The organism is Georgenia satyanarayanai, from assembly GCF_023715365.1.
Classification (GTDB): domain Bacteria; phylum Actinomycetota; class Actinomycetes; order Actinomycetales; family Actinomycetaceae; genus Oceanitalea; species Oceanitalea satyanarayanai_B.
Genome location: NZ_JAMBNZ010000003.1, coordinates 197192 through 209206, shown reverse-complemented (window position 1 = coordinate 209206; position 12015 = coordinate 197192). Strand labels below are relative to the sequence as shown.

Annotated in this window: 7 protein-coding genes and 1 pseudogene; 1 reads left to right on the top strand and 7 read right to left on the bottom strand. The window is 66.8% G+C overall.

Translation table 11 applies throughout. The annotated features are described in order from the left end of the window. Window positions 1–56: 56 nt before the first annotated feature. Window positions 57–1346 carry an alkaline phosphatase gene (locus M3148_RS05130; protein ID WP_251303613.1) on the bottom strand — a complete coding sequence of 430 codons (1290 nt, stop codon included), beginning with the start codon at window positions 1344–1346 and terminating at the stop codon, window positions 57–59. A gap of 2754 nt (window positions 1347–4100) precedes the next feature. Then, complete coding sequence (locus tag M3148_RS18395) at window positions 4101–4826, bottom strand: ATP-binding cassette domain-containing protein (protein ID WP_368859539.1); 726 nt, start codon at window positions 4824–4826, stop codon at window positions 4101–4103. 325 nt (window positions 4827–5151) lie between these two features. On the opposite strand from M3148_RS18395, the gene M3148_RS05125 reads away from it, so the two are divergent. Further along, window positions 5152–5532: a hypothetical protein gene (locus M3148_RS05125; protein ID WP_251303612.1), complete on the top strand. Its 381-nt coding sequence runs from the start codon at window positions 5152–5154 to the stop codon at window positions 5530–5532. Window positions 5533–6350: 818 nt separating this feature from the next. Here M3148_RS05125 and M3148_RS05120 read toward each other — a convergent pair. From M3148_RS05120 to M3148_RS05105, 5 genes and pseudogenes are all read right to left on the bottom strand, one after another. Next, complete coding sequence (locus tag M3148_RS05120; protein WP_251303611.1) at window positions 6351–7457, bottom strand: hypothetical protein; 1107 nt, start codon at window positions 7455–7457, stop codon at window positions 6351–6353. A gap of 69 nt (window positions 7458–7526) precedes the next feature. After that, window positions 7527–8003 (bottom strand): annotated as a pseudogene (locus M3148_RS18390) (TniQ family protein); the annotation flags it as partial. Beyond that, window positions 7972–9036, bottom strand: coding sequence for an AAA family ATPase (locus M3148_RS05115; RefSeq protein ID WP_251303610.1), 1065 nt, complete (start codon window positions 9034–9036; stop codon window positions 7972–7974). The gene M3148_RS05115 and the pseudogene M3148_RS18390, both read right to left, overlap by 32 nt. Next, a complete protein-coding gene (locus M3148_RS05110) occupies window positions 9033–11021 on the bottom strand; it encodes a helix-turn-helix domain-containing protein (protein ID WP_251303609.1) in 1989 nt (662 codons plus the stop codon). The genes M3148_RS05115 and M3148_RS05110 overlap by 4 nt, the downstream gene beginning before the upstream one ends. After that, window positions 11018–11755 carry a TnsA-like heteromeric transposase endonuclease subunit gene (locus tag M3148_RS05105; protein WP_251303608.1) on the bottom strand — a complete coding sequence of 246 codons (738 nt, stop codon included), beginning with the start codon at window positions 11753–11755 and terminating at the stop codon, window positions 11018–11020. Before M3148_RS05105 ends, M3148_RS05110 begins: the two co-directional genes overlap by 4 nt. Between the last annotated feature and the right edge of the window lie 260 nt (window positions 11756–12015).

Sequence of the window (12015 nt, the reverse complement as noted above, 5' to 3'; positions counted from 1 at the left end):
GGGTCGTCCCCGGCGCCCGGCCCCGCAACCCGAGCGGCTGCGGGGCCGGGCGGACGTCAGTGGCGGCCGGTGCGCATGGCGTCGCGCACGAGGTCGTGGATGTCGGTGTTGTCGCGTACGCCCACCATCGCGTCGGCGCCGGGTCCCTCGGCGCTCGCCGGGGTGGCGGCGCCGGTGTGCCCTCCGGTGGTCCAGTCGACCATGAAGGTGAGGTCCGTCCCGGCCAGCGTGAACGGACCCTCCTCGGCCTGCTCGCCCTCACCCGACTCGTCGCGGTCGTCGACGAGCTCGATCGCCAGCCCGCCGGTCTCGTGGTCCCCGACAACGACGATGAGCGTGTCCCGGTGGCGCGCGGCGAAGTCACGCGCCAGGGCGACGGTCTCGTCCAGTGCCTGGCCGGCGTCGATGACCTCCTGACCGTGCCCGTGGTGGGCCATCTCGTCGATGCCCTCCTCCTCGATGACGAGGAAGAAGCCGTCACGGTCCCGCGACAGGATGTCCAGGGCCTTGTCCGCCATGTCCCGCAGCGGCACGGACGGCTCGTAGAGCGGGGCCGCCGGGCCGACGTGCTCGAACATCTCCTCGTTCGCGAACAGGCCGAGGAGCTTGCCCCGGTCGGGTGCGTCCGCGAGCTCCTCCGCGGTGCTGACGTACCGGTAGCGCAGCTCCTCGGCGCGCTCCACGAGGTTGCCTGCCGTGCCCTTGCTCGCCTCAGTCGGGTCCGTCGGCGGGTTGTCGGACCACCGGCCCTCGTCGCCGGCCGGGTACCACCAGTCCTCCCCGCCGCCGAGGATGACCTCCACCCCGGTCTCCTCCAGGTACTGGCGGGCGATCTCGCTCTGGTTGCCGCGGTCGACCACGTGCGAGCCAAAGGCCGCCGGCGTCGCGTCGGTGACCTGGGATGTGGTGACCAGACCGGTGGACTTCCCGGCACGCTCGGCCCGCTCGAGCAGGGTCCGGACCGGGTCGCCGTCGAGGTCGACGGCGATGGCGCCGTTGTAGGACCGCACCCCGGTGGAGAACGCGGTCGCCCCGGCCGCGGAGTCCGTGACGACCTCCTCCGGGTCGGCCGGGTCGGTCTGCGCCCAGCCCTGGTAGCGCAGCTGGTTCATCTCCAGCTCGCCCTCGCGGCCGACGGTCGCGAGCCGGATGAGCTCGCGGTGGGCGATCCCCATGCCGTCCCCGACGATGAAGATGACGTTCTTCGCGCGGTCACGGTCGCGGCCGCGCTCGTGGTGCTTGTCGTCGCGGTCGTCATCGCCCCCGCTCGGGAAACCGGCCCCCACGCCGCCCGCCAGGACAAGGGCCAGTGCCGCGCCGGCCAGTCTCGTGCTTCGTGTACGCATCGTTGCCACACCCCCGGAGTCGCACCGCTCTCACGGTCACGCCCCCAGTGGTCATGACCGGGGCGGCTCCGGGGCCACCGTACGTCGGGCCCGGCCACCGCGCAGCGCGACGGCGGCCGGCTGCGCGGGTAGGGGCTCCTGCGGCCCTGGCGGAGCGGTGCGCACCTCGTCGTCCGAGACGGTGCTGCCAGGGATGTAGGTTCTCGGCCGAGCTGTCACAGAAGCAGGCCCCTGACCTGCGGCAGGACACGACGACGAGACCGGAGTCGTCTCACCATCTTGTCCGAATCCTCAGCGCTCGTGGACGCCTGCGGCGTCTCCAGGCGTCCGATCGCTAAGCCGGTCGTTGGGTATGAGGTGTCCAGGAGTGTCGGTTTTCCCGCCAAGGTCCCGAGATCAACGCTGTCCTATTGTTTGCCAACATCAGCGGTTTTTCCACACGCACGGTCGACATGCCGCCGGCAGAAACCCCTATTTGCGTACAGAACGTCTTCGTCTGGGTGACAGCTGAAGCGCTCCATGGCCGCCCGGGGATCGTGGATAAGTACATCGGTGACGAGGTGATATTCGTCTTCTCGACCGAGTTCGGTTCCGACCCAGGGGGGCACCCGCCGTGGGGCCGATACAGTGATGCCCGCCGAGCGCCTCGCACAAGCCCACGAGAACTCATCCTGCGCCGCGACCAGGACCAGCAGCGTCGCCAGGATTCACCCGGGCACGGCGGAGCGACCCGCGGCGGTCCGCAGCTGTAGCTGTGAGCACGCAAGGGAACAGCTGACGAAACTGCAGCCGATCGTGGATTATCGGCGCATCTCGTTACCGCGGGCGGGAGTGCAGCGTTCCGTGGCCAGGTGGCGGACCGGGACATATCGCCGGGGGGTGTGCGCAGCCGGCGGGTCGTATCTGATGCTACCGCTGCCGCGCACGAGCTACCCCGCTACCACCCCCGCCCTTCGATGTGCCAAGCCACGCGACGCACACGGCCATGAGTCCTACGGTCGCCAGCACGACGTCAACGGTCGATGCGCGATGTAATAGCGGGCGCGCCCACCACTCTATGTCTCCTTCCGGGCTCACCCCAGCGAATAGTAGGCAGCCGACATATGCAAGCAATACCGCCATGGCTGCGTAGAAAGATGACCAACGCGCGATACAACTCATAACACCGGCCACGATGGCGCCTGTTCGCAGGTCGGGGACAAAGCTCTCCAGTCCCTCACCGCGCATGAGATGAGACACGACCAGCAGGATGCCATTCAGCGAAAGAAGCACAGCCACAAACATGCCCCGGTAGGCTGTTATGAGACGAGGCGTCCTCTGCTCTAGTTCTAGGTCGCCCATCCCAACCGGAAATGCAATACACATTGCCAGCATCGTTGCGTGAATGGACCCGATATGTAAGGTGGTGGAAGGTCCTCTGAGTTGTGGCGTTGCGAATCCGCCGGCGATCAAAGTGAGTAAGACAGAAATCACGAGCGATCCAGCGGCGCTGACCACCAGTTGCCGCCGGATTGTCCAGACTAGAAGCCAACTACGCACAACGCTCCGCAGTCGCACTTTCGAGAGTCGACGCCAATTCCGCGCTCGTCATCCTATCGTTCGCCCGCTCGTACAGTGCCAATATGACCTCTTCGTACGCCTGGGCGTAACCGGCGGAGGCCTCACAATCGCCCAGCATTTCGCGCGTATACGCTGCTAGCATCTCGTTTCGTATTTGGTCAGCGCTAGGAGAAGGGTGAAAGAATTGTATTTCCTCGATTGGACTAGTCTCCGATGCGACGACGCCATACTGCACAAACCGCTTAGTGTCGACATCCAGGCCCTCAATGGCCGCCGCTGATTCCTGCCAGGCTTCCTCCCACAGGGGGAGAAAGCCTGCTTGGTCCCCCCACACGCATACCGCGTCTGAAGGTCCTCCACATTCAACTCCGCTTTGGTTGCGTTGTGCGAAGCCGTTCGGTGACCATCCCCATACAACAAGCAGGGCAGATAGTGAGGTAACTGCCATCGCCCCTACGAGTCCACCACGATTCGGTACGATCCGTCGTTGCCTCAAAGCTGTAGCGATGGCCGAAAGAATCAGTCCAGATACCGCCGCGCCAATGACGTATGCAACGAGTATTAGGATCGGTGCAGGGTTCGCGACCAGTGCCGGATGCCAAGACTGATCGATAAACGGCGCGACAATATGCTGCCAGCCCGGATGTGCGGATAGCGCTATGGAGCCACTCGAAAAAAGCGTAGCCGCGTAGGGGAGAGGGGCTATGACGAGCAGCCATATGCGGTTACGGAGGAGAACTCCTGCGAGCTGACCGAAGGCATAAGTGGCGGTGATCGAAGCGAACGAAAGGAGCGTAAGCGGCCACACAGAAGCAGTGGGAGGCGCGCCATTGAGCGTGGTCTGGGTGTACGTCGCAATCGAGGCAATCGTCATTCCAGACCACAGCCACACCAGGTCACCGATTGCTCGATAGAATGCGGTTGTGGATACCTTTTGCGCGCTCCGTCGGAAGAGTTTGAGTTCGTCGCTTCCCAGTTCGCTACCCGTTATGTAACCGGCCAATGTCGAAAGGCACCCGCCTACTGCGAAAGCGAACACGGTGAGGTACAGTGCAGTGTTCTGTGGACGCCCGACCCAGATTGAAGCGTCCGCAGACGACATGAATGCGATCACCGACCCAGCCACTGCAATCAATGTGGCGGAAAAGACTGCACGGGACGACGCGATGTGTAGGAAAACTAGCTTCGCTCTTGTCATGCGCGTGAATCCCCCTCTAAAAGTTCCGAGAGTACGACACGGTTTTGCGCTGGTGACGCTTTCAACTGTTTGGTGATGCGGCCTTCTTGCATAACATGGACCGTGGAATCAAAGCTATTCAGATCACTTTCCTCATGGGATGAGTGCACTACAATGGTGCCGCGAGAGAGTAGGTCGGCGACCAGTTCGCGCAGTCGATCCCTCGCGTGATAGTCAAGGCCTGAAGCCGGTTCGTCTAGGAGCATAAGGGACGGGTTGTGTGCATTCTCGATAGCTAGCCCGAGTCGTCGTTGCATGCCGCCGGATAGTCGACCTATTGGCTTGTGCTGGACCTCTTCTAGGCCTGCTTGGCGAATGAGCTCAGCGCTACGGCGATCTAGTGCACTTGCATGGACGCCGTGCAGCCAGGCGCCGTACTGCACAAAGGCTGCTGCTGAAGTGCGGCCTCTTAAGGTGTAATCTTGCCTCAAGTAGCCTGTTGGTGCGAGTTCCTGTCTGCCTCGTCCAGCGATGGGTAAATCGCGCCCATTAAACAGTAGTGTGCCTGTCTGGGGCCGCAAGAGTCCAGCCAAGATCTTCAAAAGGGTGGATTTGCCAGAGCCGTTGGCGCCAACTACAAGATGCAGTCCGCTGGACAACGTCAGCTGCTCTAAGCAGAGAGTGCTTCTATCGCGGCGCGCGTACGTGAATTGCAGGTTTGACGCGGACAGTGTGTGGTTCATGGCCTAGGTGTGCTCCTCAGTTCGTGACCGCGCGAGGCCATCGATGCGTCACCCCCCTTGAGTGCCGTCGCTGGGACGCGTCTTGCTGCCAGGGCGGGCCCCAGGATGCCTGAGGAGAGTCGCAAGCGGCGCTGTCGACGTTCGGACCGACAAGCATAGGACTGTAACGCGCGGTGCATGGTGGCGGCCCCGGAGCACCGTCGTGGGGGGCGTCGGGGGGTGCGGGCCCCTTGACAGTAGGCCTCCCTGCCGAGAGACTCACGGCAATAGGTGTCGATGACGACCGTTCGGGGGGACCTTCATGTGGCGGACTACGGTGCAGGCGGTGGCACGACTCATCGCATTGCCAGTGTTGGCAGTCGGGCTGGTGGCGACGCCTGGAGCGCATGCGGCGTTCAGTCTGGATAGCGGTCAGTACAACTACCAAGCGACGTTCGCTCAGACGGTGTTTGGGCCGACAACCGTCAATCTCAACGGAAGAGTCGACACGCGGTCACGGGCTTGGGTCAACAAGCCTTATCAAGCCGATTTTCGTCGTCACCGGACGCTACAGCCCACCCAGTCACTGATATTGACCAATGGCTCGGGTACCGCGACTATATCGAACTGGCGGAACATTAGCCTCGGAAGCCAGACAGTGTTCGGCAACTGGTACTCTTATGAAGGTAAGGGCACGGTCCGGTTCCAAGCGTTCAGCGCGAACTAGGCTATCTGGGTCGCGCCGGAGATCTCGCCTGCGCTCGGTCTGCCGGCTCTCTTGTCTGCATGAGCTCGTCTGAGAACCTGGCTCGTGCGCGATCATAGGGTGCCTATTTCGCCCCATTTTGGATCCCGGGTAAGTGGCGTTGGCTCCCGTGAGGTTGCTAAGCCAGTCTCGGGATATCCTTACCCGGGCTCAGGCTTACGAGCCACTGTGATAGCGAGTCGCGGCCTCCGGCATCCAGGTAGTCAGGGCGCGTGAGAGCATTCGAGCGCCGCAGAGGGACACAGCAGCGGCTGGGGGAGTGGCTGGCTGGGGCCCGCGTTGTTGCGGGGCACCGGGACCGGTGGTCGATCCCCAACCCGTCACCGGCGGCCGCAGTTCCCGCAGTTCGGCGTGCCTCGTCCACCGATAGCGATCCGTCCGAGCACCCCGCCATCGTTCGGTCACGATCCAGGGCGGCCGGTGAGTGAGCGCTGCCCGGTGACCGTCGTGATCGTCCTCCAACCCCGGGTGTGGCGCGGGGTGTGGGTTCAGTCGTCCGGCCACGGGGTAGTGGGATCGAGTGTGTGCCGTAGCACGGTGCGCGGGTCTTGCTCCGGGTCGTGATCGTCGTCGGGGGACTCGGGCACGCGGCCGCTGGAGAGGTATCGGCACAGGTGGGCCAGGTCCGTCCGGGTGTGCTCGCTGCCTCGTTCGGTGATGGGTGGCAGTTGGCCGCCGTGGGCCTCGAGCAGGGTGATCGCTTCGGCGATCGCGGTTGCCGGCCGGGGTGCTTGGGGCAGCGGGTCTTGCGGGCGGACGGTCTCGAGAGCCTGCCGGTTTCAAGTCGGTGCCCACGCCAGCGGTTCGCCGGTGACACCGGCGATGCGTGCGTAGATGCGTTCGAGCCGCTCCCAGTCCTCGACATCGAAAGCGGCTGCTGCCGGCGCGGGCTGCGGACAGTAGCGACGATCGGAGCCGGTGAAGGTTTCCCAGAACAGCCGGGTGAGCCGCCGGAGTTGGCGATCAGGCAGGTGCCAGCCCTCATCGCGGTCGGCTGCCTTGACGAGGGTGTTGAACTGTGCGTAGTCGGCGCCGACCGCGCGCCGGCGACGGTAGTTGATCGGCGGTCGCGTGGTGAGCAGGTCCCCATGGACCCCTTCGAGATCGGCCAGCAGCCCGGTGCGCCCCGGTGGCGAGGACAGGAACCGGTTGAGGCGGCCCGCCATCCACGCTGGCAGCCCCATGTCCACCGCGATCGCGCTCAGCGGGATCGGATTGCCGAGCTTGGCCAGGGCGATGGACAGCAACGCCCGGCTGTGCGGGCCAGCGATGGCGTCGTACTGCCCAAGCACGCCGGGCCAGAGCTGCTGGGGCAGGAGCCGCGAACCGAGCAGCGGGCCGGTGGGTGGCGGCAGGCGCGGGACCCGTGTGCCGGTGCGGAACGCCAATCGCGTGGCCACGCTCAGGTGCTCGGCCTCCTGACTGAGCGTGAGCGCGATCGCCGGGGCGCTACGCGGGCGCCGCCACGTGGTGCCGGTGAACGTGATGGGTACCCGGGCAGAGCCCGGTGCCAGCACCCCGCGTGCTCGACGCCGCGCGGCCGCCTCCACTGGGTCCGCGACGGACAGGATCTGGTGCGCGACCAGGACGCCATCGGGACCGGGATGAGCACCCGCTGACCCCGCCACCTCGGTGATGATCTCGAACGCGACCTCCAGGAGCTCACCAGCACAGAGCTCCAGGCCGCCGCTGGCGCGCACCGTGGCAGGGTCGCAGGTGGTCTGGTCGATGAGCTCCAGCAGCCAGGCCTGCGCCGCGACGACGCCCTGGTCGGCCGGCTCCGCGACGAGCAGGCGCAGATCGGTCTGGCACCAGTGCGCGTGCGTGCGCGCCTTGCCACGCTCGCCTTCCAGTCTCGAGGGGCAACGCCACGCCGGATGCGGCACACCGAGCCAGGACGGACGCGACCGCGGCCGATACCCGCACCCGGGGCACCGTTGGACCAGGGCGCACCGGTGGCGAACGCACACCCGGTGGACCACTGCCTGCCATGAAGCTGGCCACGCGGGAGCCTCACCCAGGCACAGCGGGCAGAACCCAGACCCGGGCGCCCTCGACGGCCGGGGTCGACGGAACCGCTCGAGATAGGCGGTGAACTCCACCTCGGCCGGAGCGGAGATCGCCGAACGCAGCCGGCCCGCCGGCTGCCCGGTGACGGCCGCCAACCCCTCGATCGGCCAACGGGAGGGCACCCGCGGGACCTGGTGGGACAGTTCCGGATCCGCCGCGATGAGCAGGTCCCGGGGCGCGACCCGGTAGCGACAGGCCAGGCGCGCAAGCCACGACGTGATGTGCTCCCCGGTCACGATCGGGACCGCGAACGGCCACGAGGCACGCCCCGGTAGCACCCGCAGGTCCCGCCCACCCACCGTCGCCGCGGACGGTCCGCCACTACGCGCCTCAGCTGACGCTGGCGAGGGTCTGGGCGGCATTGTCGATCGTGACGTTGTTGAGGAGGTCGGCGGTGATGGTCTCGGCGCCGGTGGCGATGGCCAGGTAGCAGGCCCGGTCCAGGAGGTTGGTCAGCGAGCCGATGCAGCCCTGGGTGCGCCGGTGCAACAGCCCGGCGTGGTCGGTGAGCATGCCCGGACGCGCATCGGCGAGGAGCAGGTGCTGCTCGAGCGCTGCCAGCAACGATGTCCAGGCGCGGGCTCCGGGGGTGGTGGTGATGGTGAAGGGGGCGACCTGGCAGCGGGTGGCGCGTCGGGAGGTCTGGGCGTAGGCGGCGTCCTCACCCAGGAGGCCTTCGTCGAAGAACCGCTTGTGGTGCAGGCGGACCCCGACGTAGAGGAAGGTCACCGGCATCTCGTTGGCCAGGCCCTTGAGGTGGTTGGAGACCTCCTGGCCGTTGCGGTGCTTGAAGTCGATGAAGTGCATGTCGTCGATGACGATCACCTGGGTCTGGCAGGACTGCACGCAGTCAACCGCCAGACCCCCGAGCTCGGCGCGGGTGGCACGGGTGGCGGCGGGGTGGCCGTAGAAGCGCAGCAGCTTGAGGTTCAGGCCCTTGAGGGTGGTGCCCGCGCTGAGCGGCAGGTAGGCCACCGGCAGGCGCTGATGACCCTCGGGGGTGTGCGGCCCCAGGCGGCGAATGATCTTGCGGTGGAAGTCGCGGGCGTAGCGGGTAGCGATAGTGGTCTTGCCCAGCGCGGGGGCGGCGTCGATGACGACGGCGCCGCGCAACTTGTCACTGTCGCGCCGGTTGGAGGCCATCACCTGGTCGATCACGCCGTAGGCGCCCGTGAGCTGGGCGGTATGCACGGTCGGCGGGTTGGCGTTCCACACACCCCGGGCCTCGTTGTAGTCCTCGAGCTCCTCCGAGCCCATCCGCGCCATCTGCGCCCGCGAGAGCAGCCCGAGCGGCTCGCGCGGGGCGGCGTGGACGAACGCGTCCCACCCCTGCTTGGTCGCCAGGTTGTACCGGACCGGCGCGTTCGCCCGGAGCCAGGCCGCCCACGGGTTCATTCGTCGAACACCTCAAAGACCTCCTCGTCGGGATGCTCGGCGTAGTACCGCTCGAACACATCCAGGTCATCGCTCACCTGCGGTTGGGCGCGGCGGCGCTCCAGGTGGGCGAGCAGATCGATCACCCCCGGAGTCGAGGCCACCTCCGCCGGCGTCGAGCCGCCGCCCGGCTCGCTGGTGGGTTGGGTGGCCAGGCGGCGGGCGAGATTCTGCTCCCGCCGACTCGTGACCGCGCCCTTGCTGTACCGGTCGAGCAGGTCTGCCAGCGCCCCACCGGGGTCGACGTGCCGGTCGCTCTTCAGGCTCAAGCCCCGGGTGTAGGCCGCCGCCTCGGCGCTGAACGGCGCCTGGAGCCCCGGGGCGTGCTCCCAGACCAGCTCGTGCCACTCGCGGGTGTCGGGGTCGCGGAAGAAGACGGTGCGCACGTCGTCGCGGTCGACCATGATCGGCCATCGGCCCGGGTGGGCGCCGCCGTAGGTCGACTTGACCCCGCGGTGCAGGTTCAGCCCGGGCCCGTCGTAGCGGCGCCCGTCGATCTCCACGCCGTAGTGCTGGATGGTGCGCCAGGCGACGTCGAGGAACTCCATGCGCAGGTCCTGGCTCGCCGGCAGCCGCAGCACCCCGGCGGCGGCCATCCCGCGGGCGAACATCTCCGCCGGAGAGAGTTCCACGTGGGGTAGCCGCGGGTCGCACAGGCCCTGATGCGGGGTGTGGTGGTAGATCCCGACCCACTCGCGGATGATCGCCTCGAGCTCGGAGACGTAGTAGAACGCCTCGGTCTCCACGTCTTTGCCGCGGGAGTAGACGTCGGGGCCCTTGTAGGCGGGCAGGTGCTCCAGGAGCTGCTGGCGCAAGGTACGGAAGAACCGCTCGATCGTGGGCTTGTCCGTCGGCTTGTGCGGTATCGCGGGCTGGATGTTGATCCCCAGGCGGTGGCACACGGCCTTGGTGTGCTCCGCGAGGTAGACCTTGCCGTGGTCGACCACGATCGTGTCCGGCAGGGCGCCGGTGGCCAGCGTGATCAGGTTGTCCGGGACGCCGACGTACGGCGCCGGCACCTCGTCGGCTGGGGCCGGCCCCCACTGCTGGGGAGTGGCCACCTGGAAGAGGACTGTCGCGACGTCCTGCGCTTTGGTCGAGACCGCGCGCAGCGCCAGACCAAGGATGCATCGGGAGTGCAGGTCCATCGCGACCGTCAGTTCGGTGTTGAGCCACCGCCCGGTGATTGGTTCCATCGCGAAGACGTCCAGGCGGGTGGTGTCCAGGACGACGTACTGACCGGGTCGGTCGGCCCGCAGCCGCCCCAGCACGCCCTGGGGTCGCTCGGCCACCGACCGTCGCTGCTTGGCCGCGCCGAAGGTGTAGCGGCCCTTGTCCAGCTCCCGAATGCGCAGGTACGCGACAGATCGGGAGGGGAGAGCTGCCTGCGGGTGCTGGGCGAGGAAAAGGGCATCGGTCTTGCGCAGGACCGACTTGATCGTCGGGTTCGAGAGGTCGCGATAGCCCTGGAGAACCTCGAGGCATGCGACGTCCCACTCCGGGTCGACCGTGGGCCGACGCGGCTGGAGCCGGCGTGTGTCGACCAGGCCGATGAGTCCCTTTTCCGCGTACCGCTGCCCGCGGCGGTAGGCCGTGCGAAGGGAGATCCCGAGCTCCTCCGCCGCGGCCTGGTACCGGTCGTTGGCTGGAGTCTCGGAAGGGGCGAGGACGAGTTCGTCGAACACCGTCGCCTGACGTTCGACCTCGGCCCGCTGCTTCGAGCTCAGCGCCGCGAGAACGATCGCGTCCAGCTCCGTGTCGGTGTGCTGGACGGCCCGATAGTCGAGCGACTCGGCGGCGCCGACCAGCGAGGGCGCATGCACCTTCCTGAAGTGGTCGCCCGAACGCAGCATCACGCCGTCGCCGTCGTGCTCGACCACCGTCCAGGCGCTTCCCTGGTACCAGAGTCGGGCGCCGACCGAGACGTCCAGGCTCTCCACGCTCATGCCGCTGCTCCTACCGATGGGCTCAGGATCGTCTCGGTGTTCAAGGGCCGGCGGAGATTCAGCGTGATCTCGCCGGACCACACGCATGCCGCGACTGCCACTCGCCAGGAGGTGTCCTCGTAGGTCCCAGGCCTACGGGCAAGCGCTTCGCCAAGGGTGAGCACCTCGCCGCACAAGGTTGCCCGTGCCTGATCGAGGTAGCCGTCTGGCAGCCGGGCCCCACGGCGCCCGATGGCCAGTGCCTTGACGTTACGCAGCACCGTGGCGTCGGCGCCGGAGAAGACCTCGTAGCGCCAGCCCTTGTCGCGGCACAGCGTCCGTGTCCAGTCGAACTGGGCCCTGACAGCTGGCTTGTCGAGGAGGGCGGCCGGCTTCACATCGACCAGGGTGACCTTGCGGTCCTCATGGAGCAGGAGGATGTCGGGCACGTGCGAGCGCTGGGCGGCACCGTCGCGCGCAGCGATCTGGAACGGCTGCGTGCAGATTCCCACCACCGTTGGGTCAAAGTCCGCCAGCCACAACCGGTCCAGCTCCAGCAGGCTCTCGTAGACGAGCGTCCGATGGATCGTGGCCGCCCAGAACACCCCCGGATAGCTGCGCTGCCCCCGGTAGGTCGGAGGGACCCGAACGGGGAGACCGTCGATGATCAGATCGGCGCGCGCTTGCTCCCACGTCGTCGTGACGTCGTCGCCGGCGACGTTGCAGTACCGCAGGGTGACACCGCGCACGCCCACGTGCTCATCGTGGCCCACTGACAGATAGATGGGACTACTGACACGCCACTGTCAGATAGGTGGGACTACTGCCAACTTCGGCGGAACCTACAAGGGAGCAGCGGTCGACGTCCAGGCGCCGTCGGGAATGAATCCTGAACTAGTGAGGTTGAGCCACGTAGACTCAAGTTCGCACCCGCCGAGTTGACATGTCGGCGACGACGCGCAGACTTGAGTGTGGATGACTCAAGGGCCGGAACCTCCCGACCCGCGCACTAGGA